Origin of the sequence: Croceibacterium soli (assembly GCF_009828065.1) — a bacterium.
In the GTDB taxonomy this organism is placed as follows: Bacteria; Pseudomonadota; Alphaproteobacteria; order Sphingomonadales; family Sphingomonadaceae; genus Croceibacterium_B; species Croceibacterium_B soli.
The window spans coordinates 354,625-375,389 of record NZ_WTYK01000004.1; the positions used below are offsets into that span (position 1 = coordinate 354,625).

14 protein-coding genes are annotated in these 20,765 nt (G+C 60.8%); 11 read left to right on the forward strand and 3 right to left on the reverse strand.

Going from position 1 to position 20,765, the window contains the following annotated elements; all coding sequences use genetic code 11:
* Positions 1-23: 23 nt before the first annotated feature.
* Entirely contained in the window at positions 24-833 is an 810-nt protein-coding gene (locus GRI75_RS09405; RefSeq protein WP_160746697.1) for an SGNH/GDSL hydrolase family protein, read from the reverse strand.
* A 606-nt stretch (positions 834-1,439) separates the two neighbouring features.
* Between GRI75_RS09405 and GRI75_RS09410 the strand changes: the two genes are divergently transcribed.
* The gene (locus GRI75_RS09410; protein ID WP_160746698.1) at positions 1,440-1,643 is read left to right on the forward strand and encodes an antitoxin Xre/MbcA/ParS toxin-binding domain-containing protein; all 204 of its coding nucleotides are present in this window, start codon (positions 1,440-1,442) and stop codon (positions 1,641-1,643) included.
* Between the two features lie 191 nt (positions 1,644-1,834).
* Here the strand turns inward: GRI75_RS09410 and GRI75_RS09415 are convergent, their stop codons facing one another.
* Positions 1,835-2,719: a WYL domain-containing protein gene (locus GRI75_RS09415; protein WP_160746699.1), complete on the reverse strand. Its 885-nt coding sequence runs from the start codon at positions 2,717-2,719 to the stop codon at positions 1,835-1,837.
* A 124-nt stretch (positions 2,720-2,843) separates the two neighbouring features.
* Between GRI75_RS09415 and GRI75_RS09420 the strand changes: the two genes are divergently transcribed.
* From GRI75_RS09420 to GRI75_RS09440, 5 genes are read left to right on the forward strand one after another with little or no spacing between them, the layout of a single operon-like run.
* Entirely contained in the window at positions 2,844-3,791 is a 948-nt protein-coding gene (locus GRI75_RS09420) for a CBASS oligonucleotide cyclase (RefSeq protein WP_160746700.1), read from the forward strand.
* Positions 3,791-4,282, forward strand: a complete 492-nt coding sequence (locus tag GRI75_RS09425; protein ID WP_160746701.1) for an HORMA-1 domain-containing protein — start codon at positions 3,791-3,793, stop codon at positions 4,280-4,282. The genes GRI75_RS09420 and GRI75_RS09425 overlap by 1 nt, the downstream gene beginning before the upstream one ends.
* Complete coding sequence (locus GRI75_RS09430; RefSeq protein ID WP_160746702.1) at positions 4,279-5,175, forward strand: AAA family ATPase; 897 nt, start codon at positions 4,279-4,281, stop codon at positions 5,173-5,175. Before GRI75_RS09425 ends, GRI75_RS09430 begins: the two co-directional genes overlap by 4 nt.
* A complete protein-coding gene (locus tag GRI75_RS09435) occupies positions 5,175-6,338 on the forward strand; it encodes a hypothetical protein (RefSeq protein ID WP_160746703.1) in 1,164 nt (387 codons plus the stop codon). Before GRI75_RS09430 ends, GRI75_RS09435 begins: the two co-directional genes overlap by 1 nt.
* A complete protein-coding gene (locus tag GRI75_RS09440; protein WP_160746704.1) occupies positions 6,335-6,895 on the forward strand; it encodes a 3'-5' exonuclease in 561 nt (186 codons plus the stop codon). The genes GRI75_RS09435 and GRI75_RS09440 overlap by 4 nt, the downstream gene beginning before the upstream one ends.
* A gap of 230 nt (positions 6,896-7,125) precedes the next feature.
* Here GRI75_RS09440 and GRI75_RS09445 read toward each other — a convergent pair whose 3' ends face one another.
* Positions 7,126-10,977, reverse strand: coding sequence for an AAA family ATPase (locus GRI75_RS09445; RefSeq protein WP_160746705.1), 3,852 nt, complete (start codon positions 10,975-10,977; stop codon positions 7,126-7,128).
* Positions 10,978-11,078: 101 nt separating this feature from the next.
* Between GRI75_RS09445 and GRI75_RS09450 the strand changes: the two genes are divergently transcribed.
* The 5 genes from GRI75_RS09450 to GRI75_RS09470 all read left to right on the forward strand — a co-directional run bounded on the left by GRI75_RS09450 (position 11,079) and on the right by GRI75_RS09470 (position 20,762).
* Positions 11,079-14,213 carry a helicase-related protein gene (locus tag GRI75_RS09450; RefSeq protein WP_235911430.1) on the forward strand — a complete coding sequence of 1,045 codons (3,135 nt, stop codon included), beginning with the start codon at positions 11,079-11,081 and terminating at the stop codon, positions 14,211-14,213.
* Positions 14,210-15,931: an acetate and sugar kinases/Hsc70/actin family protein gene (locus GRI75_RS09455; protein ID WP_235911431.1), complete on the forward strand. Its 1,722-nt coding sequence runs from the start codon at positions 14,210-14,212 to the stop codon at positions 15,929-15,931. Before GRI75_RS09450 ends, GRI75_RS09455 begins: the two co-directional genes overlap by 4 nt.
* A 341-nt stretch (positions 15,932-16,272) precedes the next feature.
* Complete coding sequence (locus tag GRI75_RS09460) at positions 16,273-18,051, forward strand: N-6 DNA methylase (protein WP_160746706.1); 1,779 nt, start codon at positions 16,273-16,275, stop codon at positions 18,049-18,051.
* Positions 18,052-19,611, forward strand: coding sequence for a type I restriction-modification system subunit M (locus tag GRI75_RS09465; RefSeq protein ID WP_160746707.1), 1,560 nt, complete (start codon positions 18,052-18,054; stop codon positions 19,609-19,611).
* Positions 19,608-20,762 carry a restriction endonuclease subunit S gene (locus GRI75_RS09470; protein WP_160746708.1) on the forward strand — a complete coding sequence of 385 codons (1,155 nt, stop codon included), beginning with the start codon at positions 19,608-19,610 and terminating at the stop codon, positions 20,760-20,762. The genes GRI75_RS09465 and GRI75_RS09470 overlap by 4 nt, the downstream gene beginning before the upstream one ends.
* Positions 20,763-20,765: the final 3 nt, after the last annotated feature.

A 20,765-nucleotide genomic window follows, 5' to 3' on the forward strand; every position in this document is an offset into this window, starting at 1 on the left:
GACGATCAACAGCCAACGCCGCTTCATGATAGCCGCCTCGCGAGCGCTTCGGCGATACCGCTCATCCCGGCGGCGTTCGGGTGCCAAGGCGCTCCGGAACCGGTGCCTGGAGCACCCACGCTCCACGACTGTTCGTGGCATGGGGTGCGACCTCGCGACAGCTCACCCGCCGGCAGCAGTTCGGCGCCGTTTTCCCGCGCCACACGAGCGGTTATGCGTGCAAGCCTCTCACCAAGCTGACGCATGCCTGCTGAAATCTCCGATGACAGCCGCAGTGCGGCGCAGGTCTCGCGCTCAGGGACAAGGGTCACGTAATCGACGAACACTAGTCTGGCCAGGGGAGCCCTTGATCGAACTTGCGCGACGATCTCACGCAAGTTGACCTCAAGTTTGCTCCAGTCTGCCTCATCGGGCATGCGGACCGGTGCGCACGGCTGCGCGGTCGCGGCAGGGTCGCAGGAGGCTGCAAACAGGTTGCCTACATAATTCACGTCGTTGCCACCAATCGTCAGCGTCACAAGCCGCGTATCTGACGTGAGCGCGTCCAATTGCGAGGGCAATTCGTCCCAAGGACCCAAAATATGGTCTGTGGTCGCGCCGCTGCACGTCACGTCAAAGAGACGGAGTCCGAGGGACTGAGCCAGCAAGGTGGGATAGCTGCGTTCATCGCGAGCGCAGCGCGCTGGCGTGCCTGCCTTAGGGCTGCCCAAACCTGGCCCCGCAGCAAACGAGCTGCCCATCGCGACATAGCTCCCTCCGATGGGGATAACGGGATGGAGGCTATCGGACAAGGTCGTACAAGCCGACAGTGCCGCGACGGCGAACGCGACCATAGCGTTCCTCATGCGCATACTCCCTCCCAGCGTTTCAGAGCTCAGTCATCTTAAGCGGCCACACCCGGCAAACGATGGAGGTCTCAAGCTGATCGACTTCATCATCTTTATGGATGTCCCAATGCCCCGTTGACGAGCGGTAACAGCATCGCGCCGCTGGTGAAACAGCTTGCGGCGACGCATGTCAGCCGGTGCAGTCTCGACTGGTAGCCAGCAAGAGCACGGCGGTGCTCCCTCAAGATGGCCACTTGGGTGCTGATCTAACGTCCGCTTAGAGGGCGCGCTTGCTATTCCCGGAATGACCTACATTGGGCGCGAAGCGGACGAAGAACAGCCGGCCGCCGCGCTGCTACCCAAGCGCTAGTTCTCAGGTGTCCTCTATGGGGGTGCTTGCAATTGGCGGTTTTCCGCCGATTTCGGAAATGGTGCCCCAAAGGCGACAAAAATGGGCACTCAAATCATTGGGAAATCATCCTGCCACGGCCCTGAACGGAGGATTGAAGCGCCTAACCTGGGGTGCTGAGCGTGCCGCTCTCACCAGATGCATGATAAGCCAGACCTTAGATCGGCTTCCATCAGAAGCTCGGCTGCGTCATAACCTCGGCCATGGACAAAGCCACAAGCGATGCAGCGGGTATTCTGGCCACAATCAAGGCGCGGTTCGGATCGTTAGAGCTCGCGCAACGGTGGTTCGAGAAAGAGCCGGTGCCCGGCTTCAGCGGGCTGACGGCGCAACAGTTGGTCCTGGACGGACGGGCTGCGGAAGTCCGGGAGTACATCGCAGCGGTCGACGCCGGCATCCACGCCTAAGAAGCCATAGCTCAGCTCACGACAGAAACTTGGCCGAGCGCCGCCGATCTGCTCATGGCTCCGACACCTGCGAGGGCTGCCAATTGGCGATCCGCAATCCGAACGCCGGCTTAGGCCCGGGCCGCAGCCGGGGAAAGCGGCTCCAAGAAGGAGGCGAGTCAGCGCACGCGCCCCCGAGGGCTAGAGGTTTGTCACAGAGACCAGTCAGCCCTGTTGAGGGCCGCCATGGTCTCCTCCTTGTTGGCCACGACGATGTGCTGACTGCGCGCTGGTTTCGTCTCGGGATTGTCCAGAAGGCCGAGGCGCTTAAGGACGTAGAACAACATCGCATACCGCACGTCGAGACCCGCGATGCCGCTCGTCATGCCATAATCACGCTCCACGACCGATCGCTGCGCCGGGCCCAGATCAGGATGCGGCGTGATCTCGAGACAGAAGCGCTCCTGCCAGAGTTCATCATGGTCGCCCCATAACCCTCCCTGATCCGGCGCGCGCGAGCCGAGAATGCGAGGGAGGAGAAAATCCTTGAAGCACTCCGTCACGTGACAGTAGGCGCGCGCGTGCCACCTCAGGCCGTCGAAGCCAAACGCATGAGGGGTAATCCTGCGCCATATCGGCTCCGGCCTGTCGCGGCTCATCGACTGGTAGCGGACCTCTAGCGAGCCCCTCGCTCGGATAGCATCGAGCACTGCCCGCAGGCATGCTGCGTCCATCTCACGCGCGGGCGTCAGGACGATGTCGACGTCCGGCGGTGTACCAATCCAGGAATCCTCGGGCTCGACGATGCCTTCGGCAAGAGACCGCAGCCGCAGCAGATATTCCGATGGCGCGCCTTGAAGAAACGCAGGTCGGAATGACGGATTGGCGACGTAGCGCTTGAGGCGCGCATCGTAGATGGCGTTATCCGGGGCACGTCTCTGATACTCGGTCAGGTCGTTCGATGCCTGGGGCTCCGAGACCCCGAATACTCTCCGTATGTCGGAACGCCTTACCCCACCCTCCCAGGCAAGCTCGAATTCGATGAACTCGAGCCGGCGCTCGGCTCCCCATCGCAGGTTCTTAGCAGGATCTGACATAGCGACTCCGGATACGTATGAAAATTATATGGACACAGTTATTATACCCATATAAAGATTATGCCCAATCGCGAATCATGTCAATTCCGGCTCCGATCGCCGGGCTACCAGGGAGTTTGCCGAGATGCCCCTCATTGACGCCCAGTTGCGGCGCTATGACTCGAACGTGCTGCGGCTGCCTGCCGACAAGCGCAAGGAGTACCACCAGCAGGTCGATCGTCTGATCGAGAACCTGTGCACGAACATCCGGAACAAGACCGACATTAAGATCACAAAGGTGGTGAAGGCTGGATCCTTCGCTAAGTTCACGATCCTGCGGCGCACCAAGACCGACCCCGTCGACGTTGATGTGGTGTTCTATATCGAGGGCAAGGACGTCGATGCAGAAACCTTCGAGAGTCTAAGCGAACAGATCCACGACCTGCTCATCAAGCAGTATCCGAACAAGTCGGTCGAGCATTTCGAGATCCAGCGCAAAGCTGCGACCGTGCGGTTCGTCGGCAGCGGCCTGAGCGTCGATATCGTGCCCGTGGTCGCGAACAACATTCGTGACGGCTACGGATGGCAGTTCGACATCCATGACGGCTCGCGCGTGGAGACCTGCGCCCCATGTCAGATTAAGTTCGTGCGGGACCGGAAGGATGTCGACAAGGACCACCGGACCCTAATCCGCCTAGCGAAGAAGTGGCGCAACCACGTCGAAATCAAGCCGCTGAAGTCCTTCGCGATCGAGCTCATTCTCGCTTATCTGCTCGACAGGGACGGTCCCGGCGGGAGCATCGAGCGCAAATTCTGCAACTTCCTCCTCTACATCGCGCAGAGCGGCCTCAAGGAAACCATTTCGTTTCCCGAAAACAGCATCTTCCAGCCACAGTTCAGCGACCCAGTTGTGATCATCGATCCGGTCTGCAGCACGAACAACGTCGCGAGTCGCATCAGCGAAGAGGAGCGGCAGCAAATCGTCGCCGCCGCCACCGAGGCTTGGGAAGTCGCGCACTTCGCGTCCGTCGAGCACGACCCTGAGCACTGGAAGGAAATCTTCGGCCCCCGCTTCAGCACGGAGGACGCGTGATGAACACCGCCACCAGGACCGCGACCTACACCGAGGTCGACGTCGTCAACGTCGTGCGCCGGGTAAAGGCCGATCTCATCATGATCGCCGATAGCACCGGGGCCATAACGCGCGACGAGGCCTCGCAATATGCGAAGGATATCGAGGTCCTTCTCGTCAGCGGATACCTGCGGAAGGTCGACCTAACCCTCCTCTCCTACGGCGTCGAAAAGACCGCGGTGCAGTACACCGTCGACACCAACACGGGATTACTCACGTCGAGCAGGCCCGGCGGGGTCCTGTGGCCGCGGGTGGCCGGGGCGTATTTGAGGATTATCCTCTTCTACACCGACGATTACGACGACGAGGCCAGGCGCAAGTTAAGCCATCGCCTCGAGATCGCCTGGAGTCCTACCAGCGCGGACACCAGTCATTCGACACTCACTCCGGCTGGCGGCCGCGACTACACCAGCAACTCCTTCGGCATGCAGCGCAAGGACTGGACCCAGTGACCCCCACCAAGATCTTCGACTACGAGACGGTCGTGCCCGACGAGGCGCTATCAGGCCGCGAACACTACCTGATCGGCTTCGAGGCTAGGCATCAGCGGGTGCGTGACCAGCTCAACCTGCTGCTCCATGCTGACCGTTTGGGCGTATGGAGCAAGAAGCACCATGGCACAGTCCTGCCGATCTGCGACCGTGTCGCCGATCAGTACCCCTTCATCGTCTTCCACGGCGACGTGGGGACCGGCAAGACCGCCGCCGCCGAATGCATAGCGAATAGGCTCCTGACTGATGCCGGAACTGAGGATTCCATGCTGTTCCGGCTGTCCAACCGGGTCCGCGGAAGTGGGCTTGTCGGCGAGATGGGAACGTTGCTGGGCGAGGCCTTCGAGAAGGTCGTCAAGTCCGTCGGCAAGCATCGGCGCGCGGTGCTCATTATTGATGAGGGCGATAGCATCGCAGCCTCGAGGGCGCAGGACCACAGCCACCATGAGGACAAGGTGGCCGTCAACACGCTAATTCAGGGCATCGATGACATGCGCCGCCTCGGGGGTCGCGTCGCGGTCATCCTGTGCACCAATCGGCTTTCCGCGCTCGACCCGGCCCTGCTGCGGCGAGCCGCGCTGGTCGAGGGGTTCGGCAGGCCGACGGACGAAGAACGCGGCGCCTTGCTCCAAATGGATCTCGATGGCCTGACGCTCAGCCACGAGGAACTCGCGGAGCTCATCGCCATCACTGGGCCGGACGGCGACCGGCCGGGGTGGACCTTTTCCGACTTCCGAACCCGGTTTTATCCGTTAGCTGTCGCCAAGGCGTTTCCCGATGAGGCGCTGACCTTCGCCCTGCTGAGAGCTGCCGCGCTCGAGAGCGGGCCATCCCGCGTGATGGAGGACCGCTGATGAGCCGCTCCCCGATCGCCGGCCGCCGGATTCACATCTCTGGCAGCATTTCGGCCGATCCGACTGTGGCGAACCCCGCAGACGTAGAAGGCGCGCAGAAGCTCGTTGCTGGCCTCGTGCGTGCGCTTATGCGCAAAGGGGCAAACTTCGTCGTCCCAGTCGATGCCGAACCGAAACGCGCCGATGGCTATTCCATTTGCTTCGATTGGATCGTCTGGCAGGCGATCAGCGATGGACTAGCGCTTCGGCCGGCCGGAACGCCCGGCCCGCTCGCTGTAGGCGTGCTTCACCACAAGACCGAGGAGCAGATCCCCGTGGACCGCGTCGCTCTGTGGGATGAGCTGCGCGACGGGCCCAACGTCAAGCTCGAGAGCGCCGCGCAATGGAACATGGCGAGCAAGCGGATGGAGGCCCAGGCCCGCTACGGCGACATCCTGATCACCTTCGGTGGGGCGGAGGGGGTGATCTACCTCGCAAACCTCTATCACGAGGCGGGTCGGCCCGTGGTGCCGCTCGACCTTGCGCTCGTGAGCGAGGGGGAAGGCAGTCGCAGGCTGAACGCCTGGGGAATGGCGAGCTCCAGCAGCAGGAAGCTGTTCCAGCTGGCCGACGGTGGCAATCCGCACGACTGGATGAACCGCATCCGCTTTCCCGCGCGCCGGACTGTCGAGCAGCGGATCGAGACGCTGGTTGATCTGATCGAAGCCCTCGAAAGGCCGCGGGCCTTCGCAGTACGCCTGCTCAACGATGAGCATGCCGAATACCCAGCGGTGCAGGACTTCTTCGACAACGTCGTGCGGCCGGTCGTTGAGGACGACCTCGGCTACCGGCTGGCGATCATTGACGGCCGCCAAGCTTACGATCATGCGCGCATCGACCAGGAGATCTTTGCCAAGCTCCACAGGTCCGCGCTCACGATCGCGGACCTCACCGGCAGTAGGCCCAACTGCTTCCTCGAACTCGGTTATTCGCTGGGAAGGACGCTGCCGACCGTGGTGACGGCGCGGAAAGGCTTCGACACCCCATTCGACATCGCGACGTTCGCGGGGCATCACTGGAAAGCGTCGGGCGACACCAGCGATCGTCGGCGCGCGTTCAAGGAACACCTGGAGGCCGTGCGTAACCGGCCGCCGCTCGTCGAAAGCGAAGGATTGCTGCAATGACCGAGAGCCGTCAGGAAGTCTTCGTTTCGGTGGACGTGGAAACTTCGGGACCGATCCCGGGCGTCTACAGCATGCTCTCAATCGGGGCGTGCCTGGTCGACCGACCGGAGACGACCTTCACCGCACTGCTGCAGCCGATCAGTGACGCGTTCGACATGGACGCGCTCGCGGTAACGGGCATGTCGCTCGAAGAACTAAGGATCAGCGGAATGACGCCGGACGAGGCGATGACGGGATTCGCCAGGTGGGTCGAGGCGTCGGCGGGACCTGACGCAACGCCGGTCTTCGTAGGCTTCAACGCGCCGTTCGATTGGTCCTTCGTCAATTACTACTTCCACCGGTTCATCGGCTCGAATCCTTTCGGTTTCACCGCGCTCGACATCAAGGCGCTCTACATGGGCGCGACCTGCTGCGATTGGAGCAACACGCGTTCGAGCCGCATCGCGGCGCATCTGAAACCTGAGCTGAAGGGCGACCATGATGCCCTTCACGACGCGCTTTATCAAGCCGAGCTGTTTCGCTTGATCCGCCAAATAACGACTGTCGTGAGAGTGTAATCTCTCTCATCAGAACGTTCGGATCTACGCCCTAAAGGCGGCGCTTTTTCGCACGCAGCAGCCAAAATTAGCGGCTGCTTTCGTCGCTCCCACGGCATTTCTCTCCAAGCGCTAGTTCTCAGGGGTCCTCGCACTGGGCGTTCGGCGCTTCGCTCGATCAACAAAGACGAGCTTGCTGGTGCTTCGCGTAGGGCTGGGACTAACTCGCAAAGCCGAGGCGCAAGCTCCATTCAGCCCCACAACGAGGCAGCAAGCTCATGCAAAGAATGGCTATCAAGCCCAGAGGCGTTGTCGTCTTCTGTAACGATCAGGCGGCCACTTGGGTTTCCCTGAGACCAGACTGAAATGCCTTCCTGCACGTAAGCTGCTTTCTTACGCTTCCATCGTGCGGCGTAGTCCGAATTCTTGAGCATTCCGCAGTGCTCCCAATACCAGACCTCGCTGCCGTGCTCGATCGTGAAGTCCGGCCACCGCTCGACGCCGGCAAGCATCCGCGGTTTCTCGTAGCTGAAGCGGATGCTGCCTTTTTGTTCGAGCTCATAGAGGATGTCGGCGATCACGATCTCCGACTTGGAAGCGACCAGATCGCCCCGTCGGGTGCGATGGATGAGTTTGTCCTCGAGGAAAGTCCGCCTCGCGGACGGTGGCTCGCCGACGGGCGGTGTCACTTCGACGCGAAGCGGCGCCTCGAACAGGTTCGTGACTCGCCTTGCGGTCTCCGAGTGGAATTCCGAACGATAGCGGAAGAATGAACCAAACGGCCCTTGGTGCAGGATCCAGAGGCGGTCCTTTTGCCGCGTCAGAGCAGTGTACAGCAGCTCGCGGGTAAGCAAACGGCTGTTGGCGGGTAGCACGAGGAAGGTGGTGCCAAACTCCGACCCCTGCGCCTTATGTACGGTCACTGCATAGCCCAGCTCGAGCATCGGCGAGGTATGATCCGCGAACGCCTTTGCGCCGAAGCTGAACGTATGGCCAGGCTGGGTAGCGAATTCGACCCTGGTGTACTTGATCGCACCGTGTCCGGCAGCCCCGATGACGACACCGACTTCGCCGTTCGCAAGATAGCCGGCGCTTTTTCCCTTTTCAGTGACGTTCCATCGGTTGCGCGGATGATTCTGAAGACAGATTACCTTGTCCCCATAGGTGATCTGATCTGGCCCCCGCGGAGGCACGACTTTCCACTCGTTAGCCTTCGCATCGCGTCGCGCGAACTGCAGTCGCTCATTTCGAGTTAGCCGTTTGATGTGCCGATTGAGCTCAGCGGAGCCGCTGGGAAGATCGCGGTGGGGCGTAAGGATCTGCCAACGCTCGGCGCGGCGCCCAGCGCCTGGATTGAAGTAGCGCGGATCGTCGCTGGTCGAGCCAAGCGACAGGTCGACCATCTTTTCCAGCTCGTCAGGCGAGCACTTGAATTCGGTGCTCAACGCCTCGGCAAGGCGCGCGCGCAGCGCTTCAGGCGTGTCCCATTCAAGGAACTGCAAGCGCTTGGAGGTAGCTCCGCCGAGACTCAAGCCGGCAATTTCATCCTCACCGGCGCCAGCCCTGTCGCCACTGAAGAGCTTAGCCAACTGAATGTCCTCGAGCGAGTCCGAGCCGTCTCCCTCCCGCTTTTGCCGGCGGCTGATGCTCAAGTGACCTATACCCGATGGTCCATCCTGGGTTGCCAAGTGCGCAATCAAATCGACGAACGGGCGCCCCGCGCCGATAGGGGGCAACTGCTGCGGGTCGCCGACGAGGATCAGGCGGGCCGCGGTCGGCAGCGAGCTAACGAGCGCGGCAAGTTGATCCTCGGTTAGCATTGATGCCTCGTCAACGATGCACGTACTAATCTGCGCTGTCGGGCCGGTTCGAGGAAACATATATGCGCCGGTGTCTGGGTCCCACTTCTGCTCTCTCAGAAGGAACTGAGCGAGTGTCTGCGCGCGTTCCGGCATCTTCGTCTGATCACCGAGCCTCACTCGAGCTTTACCCGTTGGCGCGAGAAGAACGATGTCGCCGCCGACCAGATCTGGCTGGTTGAGAAGGATCTTGAGCAGCGTTGTCTTGCCCGATCCGGCCGGGCCGATCAGCACGGCGATCCTGTGCTGGGCTAGTTGCTCAAGCGCCAGCGCCTTCTCTTCGCGTGCAGCCTGCTCCAGAGGATCAACCTTCATCGCGGACACCTGCTCCGCCGTGCAATCAAGATCGAGTTCGTTATCCAACTTAGGCCGCCAGTCGATCGACGGAGTGGCCGTGGCGCCCAGCCTGGCCGTGACAGCGCGGCGGATGACCTCGCCTGCTTCGACATAGCGTTCAAGCTGCGCGAATTGACTGCCTTCACATCCCGTCACGAGAACTTCAGGAGCGAAATCGTTCTGCAAAATCTCGATCGCCTCGGCTCCGAGCGGCGCAGCTGGAGAGAGCGGCAAAGCCATCGCGCGCTCTTCGAGCTGGTCGGCGGGAAGGAGAGTATGTCCTTCGAGCGCCGCGTCGTCCATGACCTTGATCGCAACTGCAAGAAGACGGCGAACATCGTCCGGTTCATGCGGATTGACCTGGCACGTGTCAGGAAGTGGCCATCGGTCCTCGATGGCTCCCCCGAACAACCCCCGATCAATCGTCCCAAGTGCGATAGGCTCCTTGGTAAACCGAGTTCGCTGGTACAACTCATAGGGGTTCTTGACGAAGTCGAGTGGAGTTCCTTCGTCCCAGATCGCGAGAGCTTGGTCCTTAGAAAGCTCGAAACGCGAGAGCATTTGCATGAGAGCGTACTTCTCGGGTTTCTTGGCCTGCAGATGAAGAAACAGCTTCTTTTGATGACCCGTCAGCTGGGGACCGCCAAAGGGTGCCGGACGCTTGTCTGCAAAAATCTGCGTGACCACGGGCCACGGATCGGCGGCATCCTCGAGCTGCGGCGCTAATGCATGAGCGAAGAGCGTGCCCTTGAGACCATATTGCAAACAAGAAAGCGCGCTGCCCAGACCAGGTGCCGGGCCGCGCAGGCGCCAAAGCTCGCTGAGCCTTGCGTCTATCCATTCGAGCGAGGCAGCCCAATCCCCCGGAACCTTCTCGGCGGCTCGCTCGACGGCATTGCGGACTGACTGAAGCGCGGCGATAGCGGCCCCATGTTCGACGTGCTCGCTGCCGTAGAGAAATTGCTCCCGCGCCTCCTCGGGCGCAAATGCAAGGAAGTCACCGGTGTCGATGGTCTTGTCGCTTTCGGCAAGCGCGAGGATCTCATGGTAAGGAAGAACGACACCGCCCGCGAAACCCGTGTCCGTCGGGCGCAAGGAATGCTGGAATGGCCGCTCCCAGATCATAGAGCGAACGCGGCCGTTCGCGCCGCCGCCTTTGTACGGGTATTCGTCGACCGTTCCCACGTGCTCGAGAGTGGCGACGGCGACGATCGGATTTCCCAATCCTTCCGCAAGGGGCGTGCGCCTCGCATAGAAGAACACCAGCGACGTGCCCGTCTCTAGCGGCGCCGCAAAGCCTTGAAGCATGCTGCGCTGGTTCTCCACGTCCTGCACCCAAGCCGTGTTGACCATGAAATCCGGCATTGGCGGTTGCGGCTCACGGTCGGGATCGAGATCAAGGCTCAATGCTTCGGCGCGTTGTTGAGCCGGTTCCCGCAGCATCCAACGGTACGGCACGAGCACGCCCCCATACCCAGGGAGTGCCACATCCGTAGGCAGGATATGGGCGTGATGGTCGCTCCACTGTGAATACGGCATCGTCACCCGCAGCTGCTGCGGTGTCCCTGACAGGAAGCCTGCTCGTTCCCGAACGCAAGGCGGTAGTTGGCTGGGGGCCAGGTCAGCGAACGCAGTCCCAGCCACGTTCGCCTCGAACTCATCATCCCGCTGCTCGGCTATCAGACCGATCGCGAGGCAAGCCGAATTTCCCTTGGGATTACGACAGACCGTGCCATCCCACTTGGCATCATGCCAAGGAATTCTCACCGACACATGTCGGGTCTGTCCATTTGCCACTGATAGCCCCCCATTCCCTTGGATCGCATATATTTTGTTGGCGTCGGTGTACAGCGCAGCACCGCGAAGCGGTTGTGTGACTAGCAGAACCAGCTGCTCGGCTGCTAGCATGCAGTGCCCCCTCACGGGCAGCTCATCACCGCCGCTCAGAGGCATTGGTAGGTTCTAAGTGCACCCGAATATCGTTGACTAGATAGCAACCTGTTGAACACATGGTGGCGGGAACGGGGGATTTCATGTTTTCGACAGGGGACCGCGTCAGGTTGATTCACGACCCGTCGGTGGTCGGCGTCGTGTCTGGCGCGAGCGGCTTCGAACGGGCTGGACGCCGTTTCATCCAGGTTGAGCTGCCTTCAGGCCTTGCTTCATTTCCAACCAATCAGCTCGAGCGGGTAGCTTCACCTCCTGACGCACTAGTGGATCTGCGCGCCGGCAAATTTTCTGCGCCAGTAGATCTGCGGCGGGCTCTCACCCATCTTCGGATGACTGGCCGGCTCGCCGACATGATCTACAGCATGGGCGCGACAAATACCGAGTTTCACGCCTACCAGTTCAAGCCAGTTCTCAAGCTCTTGAATTCGCCCTCTCGAGGGCTCTTGATCGCCGACGAAGTAGGCCTCGGCAAAACGATAGAAGCAGGTCTCATCTGGACCGAGCTGGTTGCTCGTTTCGACAGTCGCCGACTGCTCGTCGTCTGCCCTAAATCGCTGGTGCTCAAATGGCGCGACGAGTTGCGCAACAAGTTCAACGTCAACGCGCGTGTCTGCAGCGCCGGGGAGCTGCTCGATACGCTTAAGGATGATCAGCTTCGACGCGAAGGCTTTGCGATAATCGCCTCTCTGTCAGCCTTGCGCCCCCCCAGAAAATGGAATGACCCGGACTGGTCGGCGACGGGTCCGCGCGCTGATCTGGCGACCTTTCTCGCGGACGCGGAAGACGATCTCTTCGATTTGGCAATCTTCGATGAAGCTCACCACCTCCGCAACACCGAGAATACTCACCATCGGCTTGGGCAGCTGGTCACCAGTGTGGCCGACTACACGCTCTTCTTGTCGGCCACGCCAATCAACTTGCGCGCCAATGACTTGCGAGCGCTGCTCAAACTCATAGATCCGGACACGTTTGAGCGCGAGTGGCTGTTCGATGTCCTACAGGAGGAGAATGCTCCGCTCATCCGCGCCTGGGAAGCCGCTCGCGACCCCCGGGTTCCGCTGAGCAAGGTCGCAGAGATAATCGAAGATCTGCCAGAGGGTCAGGTACTCAAGACAGGGAAACGGCTCGAGCGCCTGCGGGCGGAGCTTGCGAAGCGGCTCGACGACACACCGACCAACCGGGTGAAGCTCGCTGCTCGCATCGAGGAAATGTCGCTCCTCGGGTCGATCATCAACCGCACGCGCCGACGCGACGTGGCCGAGTTCAAGGTCGAGCGCAGACCCCAGGCGCCGCTATGGACGATGAACGAGGCGGAGCGAGCCTTCTATGATGCCGCCACGCAACAGATTGAGGCCTACGCCTACCAGAACGACATCAACGCTCGCTTCCTGCTGGCGCAGACCCAGCGCCTGCTCGCCTCGAGCCTCGCGACGGCATATCGCCACTGGGGCGGAAGAAGCGGCTTCCTCGACCTCGATGATGAGGACGAGGACGTTGATCGTAGCCTTGTACCGGGCCCGCTGATTGCGGCCCTGGGCGAGATCTGCGACGAACCCTCGGTGCTGCGCGAACTGGAGGCTCACGACACGAAGTTCGATCGGCTCGTGTCGTGGTTGGAAGAATTCCGCAGCCGCGACCCAGACCAGCGGATCATCATCTTTTCGAGCTTTCGCAAGACCATCGACTACCTCGCCTCGCGTCTGGCCAAGGTGGGTTATACGACCATGGAACTGCATGGCGGCATCAAGATCGACCGCCAGGAGACGGTCACGCGATTTGCGGAGTCGAGCGGGGGAACGGTCCTGCTAACGTCGGAAGTCGGCGGCGAGGGGCTCGACCTTCAGTTCTGCCGAGTGCTGATCAACTGGGATCTGCCCTGGAACCCGATGAAAGTCGAGCAGCGCATCGGTCGGATCGACCGGATCGGCCAACAATCCCCCTCGATCGACATCATCAATCTGATTGCCGCGGACACCATCGAACAGCAAATCTACGAGCGGCTCTACGCTCGCCTGGGCATCATCCAGCAGACGCTCGGCGACTTCGAGCCCATCCTCGGCGAGATCGTCCGCGACATCGAGCTTATCCTCATGGATCCGGAGCTCACCGCAGAGCAGCGAGCTGCCAAGTTCAGCCAGTCGATCCTCGCCGCTGAGCAACGGAAGATCCAGGCCGAGGAACTCGAACGCGAAGCGCCGGGCCTGGTTGCGCATGGCGACAGCATCCTTCAGCGGATCAACGAGGCACAGGCTCCGTTCCGCCGTTTAACCCCGGAGGACCTGCGGGATTACATCGCAAACGTGCTCGTCAACGTATTCGACGGCACGCGAATTCAGGCGGTCGGTGACAAGGATATCGACTCCTACGACATCCGCCTCTCTGCGCGGGCACAGGCGGAGTTCGCACAATACCGAGCGGCGCATTCCCGACGATACCCAACGCGATTCTCGAGCGATTCGGCGGCGGGTGTGCGAGCCGTCTTTGGCAGCAATCCCAACCCGGTCCGCTATCGAGCGATCGAAGCGATCCCGATGACACATCCGCTGGCCCGCTTCTGTGCAGACATCATGGAAGAAAGGCAATTCGGGATCGCGCCTCGGCCCGTCACGGCGCTGCAGGCGGCGCATCGAGACGAATGGGGCTTGCCGGAAGGCACGTACGCCGTTGCCGTTCAACGCTGGTCGATCGACGGCATATCACCAATCGACCGCCTCTCCTTTGTCGGCGGCCGAATGCACGACGGGGCTCTTATTCCCGAGGAGGCGGCCGAGCAGATGCTAATGGAGGCCCTCACGGAAAGTCCGTCGCTCTGGTCACCGGCCGCCACCGATCTCTTGCGAGCCATCGCGCTGGTCGACGAACTGCTCGTGCCAACGCTCAATGGGGCACGAAACGATTTCGAAGATGCCGAGGCGGCGCGCCACTTCGATCTCGTCGAGACGCAGCGCGCACTCATTCTCGAGCACAAGGAACGAGAAGCCCGCCGCGCCGAAGCTCTGATCCGAGAACTGCGTCTGTCAGGGAGCGCCAAGCGGATGCAAGTTTCCTTTGCGGTCAAGGGCAAGCTGGACAAATTCCTGGCCCGCATGGACCTCAAGCTCGCCGACGTGACCAAGCGAGGAGCTCGACTAAATTTCCCCGAGCCTTCGCTCGTCGGGATTGCACTGATAAGAATCGGGGGAGGCGGAGGATGAGGGATAAGAAGGGCAAATTCCAGCCACTGAGCGACGCTGCCGACATGCTGCGAATGGCATTCGCCACTGATGTGAAGGCGAAACCGCAGCCGCCAGAATGCGCGCCCAAACCGTCTCAGCGCCCTGTAAGTCCTTCGGTCACCTTCGAACGGCAGATGGCGGAGAGTGCCAAGACGAGTTCGGACTTGGCCGCGCGGCAGAAGCACGGTCAAGGGAGCGCCCGCGTTTCCGCGAAGATAAAGAAGGTACCGGGAAGCAAGGCGGCCAAGGTCATCCTCAAAGCACCAGGCATGAAAGCCGCTTACCAGAAGCATCTGGAGGCCGAGCAGGCGGCGCAGCAGTCCCGCGACGCCGCTCAGCGCTCGATCAAACCGCATGCTGATGACAGTGAAAAACAGAAGGAGCGCTTTCGGTTGATCCGTGAAGTGGTGAGCACTTGCTCACCGACTATCGAGAAGCGGCCCGATAGTGTCTCTGGCAGAACCAGCTCCAAGATAAGTCACGCCATCGCTCTAGGAGCGCAAGCATTCGCTGCCGCGCCAGATCCCGACATCGATAACGGCTTCATCGTCGGTTTCGACTTCGGGACGAGTTCGTTGAAACTCGCGGTCAGGCAGCCCTATCGGGCCGGCGAAAACCTTGCTGTAATGCCCGTACCAGCTGAGCTAAGGTCAGGCGGCCATGCCTTTCTGTGGCAGACCGCCGTGTGGTACGATCCAGCGGACGAGAGCTTTTCACTTTTTCCGCGACCTGGGCTGGAACTTCTTGAGGGTTTCAAGACCGGCATCATCGGCGGCAATGGAGGCCGTCGAGCTCGGCTCGACCTGCAGGTCACACGGTCGGAGGCAGCAATAGCCTTCGTCGCTATGCAGATGGCGCACTTCTTTGGTTGGTACGGCGAGGAGCGCCCACTCAGGGAAGCAGGCGGCGACTGGTTCCTTTCGATCAACATCGGCATCCCAGTGGCGGCGCACGATGACGTCCAAGCCTTCAGAACATTCAGGCATATCGTCGCGGCCGCCCGGGAACTGGTCGCTTCGGCCGACCATCTAACCCTTTCCCAAGTCCGGCTCGCACACCAGCAAGCCGGCGATGCCCTCCCTGCCGGATGGGAGATCATCCCTGAGCTGACTGCGGCGATTGCCGGCTATGCGGCCGACCCGACATCCCAGTCCGGATCGCACGTGCTCATCGATGTCGGTGCCTCCACTCTCGACATTGTCGCCTTCAATCTGCTGCGCGGAGAACGGATTGCGGTAATCAGCGCCGGAGTCGAACTGCTTGGTTCGGCTTCGCTGGTCGCTGCCTGCGAAAATGACGTGCAGGAGGCCGTGTTTCGTTCGGCGTGCGATCGTCAATTTCACGGAGTCTTTGGTGACGCTTGTCGACGCAGCCGAGGCAGCAACGGTTTTAGCCCAGTGCTTCGCTCACGCGATGTACAGCTCATCACCACCGGCGGGGGATGTGCCAGCGAGCTGCATGCCGAGTTCATCGATCAGAAGAACACACCTCCGATCTTGGGCTCGCTGCCCATCGTCAGGCCAGAGCCGCCCCCTTCGTGCACGTCGGCAGATTGCGACCGGTCTCGACTACTCCTAGCGTTCGGGCTGACAAGAGACGTACCTGAGTTGCTGGAGCTCAGACTCCCTTCGCAAGTGCCGGACATTCCAATTCATAGAGCTCCCGAACACTTCTTTCCCTCCGCTGAGGTGACGTAGCCGGCCAGTCCCGGTATCAGGCAATAATCCGTTGACATGGGGATAACGCCTGATACTACGACTGCAGGAGGCAATATGACGCTGCATTTAGACCGTAGAATGAATCAAAGGGGCATAACGCGTGAGCTTGTTGAGCTCGCCTTAGCGAACGGAAGCTGGAGGGGAGATCGCTGTATCCTGACCCGCAAGGGCATCCAAGCGCTCATTGCGGAATGCGACCGACTTCGTCGCGTCGCGCTGAAGGCCCTCGACAAGGGGGGGCTCGTTGTGGTGGAGGCCGATGGCGCAGAGATCACGACGTACAACTTGCCTGATCGTCGGCGGCACTGATGCAAGGATCAATGGTCGCCGAACTGGTTCGGCGGTTCCGAGACCGCGGAACGCGTGGTTCAGAGGCAACGTTGCTTGCCGCTGCAACATTAGCTGCGTGGAACGAGGATCGCGCCGCCTCCGATGCTAGGAGCCTCTTCCAACGACTTGCGGAACGGTTTTCGCCTGAGTGCATGGGCGGAGGTGTCGAGGCGGCAGAGAATTGGCTCAGTGATCCTGCCTTGTCGGTGAAGGACTGGGCTATGCTCGATGCTGCCCTAGACTACTTGCACTGCAAGGAAGCTTCACCGATCAACTGGACGACCGAAGTAGGCGCGTGTCTGGATGCTCATGTCCAGCACGGAACCATGTCTCTCTCGCTACCGCTCGCGGAGGCCGTGTCACGGACAATCGACCTGCCGATCGGCGGAACATTTGCCTGCCTCTATTCCGGCTCGGCAACTGTAGCTTGGGTTCTTGCCAAAGAACGCGACGTGGTCCTGCACGCCGACCGCGAAGTCGCCATCATCCTTGCTCTGTTGGCACGTGCAGCGTGCCGCCCTTTGAGAATCAGCCGCCGGAACCCTCTCGCCGGCACCTTTATGCCGGGGCCGTTCGTCTACGACAGCCCAACGCACCAGCCGCCATTCGATCATTTCGATCACATTTTTTCCGTTCCGCCGTTCGGCAGACGTATCGAGGAGGGGCCAGCTAAGGGAGCGCCGCACGAGGCGTTCCATCTCGAGCGACTGGCCGAGCGCGCTACCCGCTCCTTCACCTCCGTGGTGCCAGACGGCGTGCTGTTTCGCGAAACGAAGTTCGAGACCGAACTGCGACGAAAGCTGGTCGAAAACCGCCGAGTGACGGTCATGAGCCTGCCTCCGGGCATGTACTGGCCAGCATCGGGAGTATCCGCCAGCCTCCTGATGCTCGAGCCGGGGGGGCAAGCAATTCGCATGATTGACGGCCGATCGATGAAGAAGACCAGTAGCGGCCGCGTCCAGGAAGGCTTGATCGTCCAGCACCTCGAACAGTTCCGCGGCCTTCGCGTGGAAGAGCCGAGAAGGGAAACGTTCGTTGGGCCGGAGGAGATTGCCCGCAACAGCTTCAGCCTGTTGCCCGACCGATACCTCAGGTCAGGAACATTGGCCGAAGTGGAAAAGTCGCTCGCGGAGCGCCAAACGGTGACATTGGGCGAGATAGCCGATGTGGAGCGCAGCAAGGCTCCGCTCCCTCTTAGGGACGCCACGGAAGACCCGCCTCTGACTGCGATGGAAATTGCGCCTATGGACCTCGTCGACGGCCGGGTTCGAATACCCAGCCGTCAGCAGGCGTTCGAACTTCGCGAGGAATCGCGTGTTAGGGGGGTCACGGTGAGGCCAGGCGATATCCTAGTGAGCATCAAGGGCAACGTCGGAAATGTGGGAATCGTCGACACTTATGCGAGCGTCGCAGAGCAATTGAATGATCCTTGGATCATCTCACAGAGCCTCGCAATCGTACGCCTCAAGCAGAACCGGCACGTGTCATCGCCCACCATTCTCAATGCCTTGCTCACCGCGCCTTGGGTAAGGGAGAAGTTGGAAAGCATGGCAGGAGGCTCGACCGTGAAGTCGTTGCCGATGAGTGCACTGCGCAGTCTCGTCATCCCGGTACCCACTCTCGAAGAATGCGCCGGCGCGGAGGCAGAGCTTAGTAGATTGGTCGCGGCGAGAGAACAGATCGAGAAGCAGCAGGAAGCTTTGGCCGAGCGCCAGCGCCACCTGTGGGCCGAGCTATGGCAAATGCCCGCGGATTTTGGAGAAGAGTGAATGCTAACAGGTGAAATCCGCAATCAGATCAACAAATTGCGCGATGCGCTGTGGTCAGGCGGCGTATCCAACCCGCTCACGGGCGTAGAGCAGATCACTTATCTGCTCTTCGCCAAACGCATCGACGAGATCCAGACGCGCGAAGAGGCTAAGGCCAACCAACTCAAGCGCCCGCTTACCCGCCGCGTGTTCCCGGAGGGCAAGGATGAGCTCGGCACCCCCGGCTTTCCCGACGGCTGCCCTTATGAACTGATGCGCTGGTCGAGGTTCAAGAATGAGCCGCCCGAGCGGATGTACGAGATCGTCTCCGATCACGTCATGCCATTTTTGCGCACGCTGGGCGGATCGGAAAGCGTGATGGCGCACCACATGAAGGGCGCACGCCTTGCCTTCACCAAACCCGCGCTGCTCGACAAGCTGGTGCAAGGCCTGGACGAGATACCGATGGACGATCGCGATACCAAGGGCGACGTCTACGAACATCTGCTTTCGATGATCTCCAGTGCAGGCGAGAACGGACAGTTCCGCACGCCGCGCCACATCATCGACTTGATCGTGCGGCTGATGAACCCCGGCCCGGGCGACACGATCTGCGATCCGGCGGCGGGCACGGCGGGCTTCCTGATGATGGCGGCCGAGCACGTCCGGCGCGAACATCCCGGCGTCTTCTATGATGCCGACAGCCGCAAGCATTTCGAGAGCGCAGCCTTCACCGGCTATGATTTCGACGAGACGATGCTGCGCATCGGCGCGATGAACATGATGCTCCACGGCATCGAGGAACCCCGCATCTTCTACCGCGACAGCTTGGCCGAAGGTGGCGGGGCTGATGTCGGCCACTATTCGATGATTCTGGCAAACCCGCCCTTTGCCGGCGGCCTCGACAATGAGAGTTGCTCGAAGGACCTGCTTAAGGTCGTCAAGACGAAGAAGACCGAGTTGCTGTTCCTCGCTCTTTTCCTGCGCCTGCTGCAGACCGGCGGACGAGCGGCGGTGATCGTGCCTGAAGGCGTGCTGTTTGGATCCTCCAAGGCGCACAAGGCGATGCGTCAGACCCTGGTGGACGAGCATCGGCTGGAGGCGGTGATCTCGCTGCCCTCGGGCGTGTTCCGGCCCTATGCAGGCGTATCAACCGGCATTCTCGTGTTCACTAAGACAGGACGCGGCGGCACCGACAAGGTCTGGTATTACGATGTGCAGGCCGATGGCTGGAGCCTAGACGACAAGCGCAACCCGCTGCTCGAGGAAACATTGCTCGGCCCCGCCCCATCGCGTGCGTTAAGCGAGGACGAGCACGCGAAGAACAATCTGCCAGACCTGTTGGCCCGCTGGGCAGATCGCAGCGGCGTCGAATGTGACAACCCGCGGACCGCGCAGAGCTTCTGCGTATCGCGGGAAGACATTATCGCGGCGGGCTATGACCTGTCCATCAACCGCTACAAAGAAGTGGTGCACGCCGAGGTCGAGCACGCCGCCCCCGCAGATATCATCCGCGAGCTGCGCACGCTGGAGGGCGAGATCGCGAAGGGCCTCACAGCGCTCGAGGAGATGCTGGCGTGAGTTGGTCAACTGTTTCACTCGGTGAACTGGTTGAGTTCAAAGGCGGAGGAACACCTGATAAGAAGGTGGAACGCTATTGGAATGGCGGCATTCCGTGGGCCTCGGTGAAGGACTTTAAGTCCGCTGAACTCGACAGCACCGTGGACACTATTTCAGAGCTTGGCTTAAAAAATTCTGCCAGCAATCTGATCCCCCGCGGAACGATTATCGTGCCCACCCGCATGGCGGTTGGCAAGGCGGCGATCGCTGGCATGGACCTCGCGATTAATCAGGACCTTAAGGCGCTGTTCCCGAAAGGCGACATTGACACCCGCTATTTGCTTCACGCACTGCTTGCATCTAGCGAGAAACTCGTTCGGTTTGCGACTGGCGCGACCGTCAAAGGCATCACCCTTGATGTCTTGAGGCAACTGGAAATCCCACTTCCGTCTATGCCGGAGCAGCGGCGGATTGCGGCCATTCTGGACGAGGCGGACGCGCTGCGCCTCCTGCGCCGTCGATCCCTCTCCGGCCTCTCCGGCCTTGGGCAGGCGCGGTTCGAACAAATGTTTGGTGCTGTCCAAGGGACGGTGCCGCTGGAAGATGCTGTTGAGGGAACGCTCATCGGCCTCGTTCGCAGCGCGGAACAATTCGGTGAGCATTTCTCGCACCCATATGTGAGAATGGACGCGATCACGAGGAATGGCCAATTCGCGCCTGCGTTGGTTCAGCGAACTAACGTCAACGCCGCAGAGCTAGACCGATACACGCTTAAGGATGGCGACCTGCTTTTCAACACTCGAAATTCGCGCGATCTTGTCGGTAAAACTGCCATCTTTCGCGGAATGCAAGACGCTGTGTTCAATAACAACATCATGCGGATCCGCTTCGGCACACATTGGGATTCAGCTTTCGTGGAAGCATATTTCCGATCACGAGCGGGCAGGCGTGAATTGGAGAAGCGCAAAAGCGGGACAACGAGTGTCTGGGCGGTCTACTGGTCCAAACTGAAATCCTTCCCACTTCCACAGGTGCCATATGACAAGCAAATTGGATTTCGTAGATTTATTGAAGCAACTTGGAAGCAAGAAGAAGAACTAAAATCTGAACTGCTACGGTATGAAGGCCTCTTCGCCTCCCTCCAGCATCGCGCCTTCCGCGGGGAACTCTGACGT

Bases quoted from the DNA above. Each gene is read 5' to 3' on its own strand.
- GRI75_RS09465 (WP_160746707.1), top strand. From the start codon at position 18,052: ATGCTAACAGGTGAAATCCGCAATCAGATCAACAAATTGCGCGATGCG.
- GRI75_RS09435 (WP_160746703.1), top strand. From the start codon at position 5,175: ATGAGCCGCTCCCCGATCGCCGGCCGCCGGATTCACATCTCTGGCAGC.
- GRI75_RS09455 (WP_235911431.1), top strand. From the start codon at position 14,210: ATGAGGGATAAGAAGGGCAAATTCCAGCCACTGAGCGACGCTGCCGAC.
- GRI75_RS09405 (WP_160746697.1), bottom strand. From the start codon at position 833: ATGGTCGCGTTCGCCGTCGCGGCACTGTCGGCTTGTACGACCTTGTCC.
- GRI75_RS09410 (WP_160746698.1), top strand. From the start codon at position 1,440: ATGGACAAAGCCACAAGCGATGCAGCGGGTATTCTGGCCACAATCAAG.
- GRI75_RS09460 (WP_160746706.1), top strand. From the start codon at position 16,273: ATGGTCGCCGAACTGGTTCGGCGGTTCCGAGACCGCGGAACGCGTGGT.
- GRI75_RS09425 (WP_160746701.1), top strand. From the start codon at position 3,791: ATGAACACCGCCACCAGGACCGCGACCTACACCGAGGTCGACGTCGTC.
- GRI75_RS09450 (WP_235911430.1), top strand. From the start codon at position 11,079: ATGGTGGCGGGAACGGGGGATTTCATGTTTTCGACAGGGGACCGCGTC.
- GRI75_RS09420 (WP_160746700.1), top strand. From the start codon at position 2,844: ATGCCCCTCATTGACGCCCAGTTGCGGCGCTATGACTCGAACGTGCTG.
- GRI75_RS09415 (WP_160746699.1), bottom strand. From the start codon at position 2,719: ATGTCAGATCCTGCTAAGAACCTGCGATGGGGAGCCGAGCGCCGGCTC.
- GRI75_RS09445 (WP_160746705.1), bottom strand. From the start codon at position 10,977: ATGCTAGCAGCCGAGCAGCTGGTTCTGCTAGTCACACAACCGCTTCGC.
- GRI75_RS09440 (WP_160746704.1), top strand. From the start codon at position 6,335: ATGACCGAGAGCCGTCAGGAAGTCTTCGTTTCGGTGGACGTGGAAACT.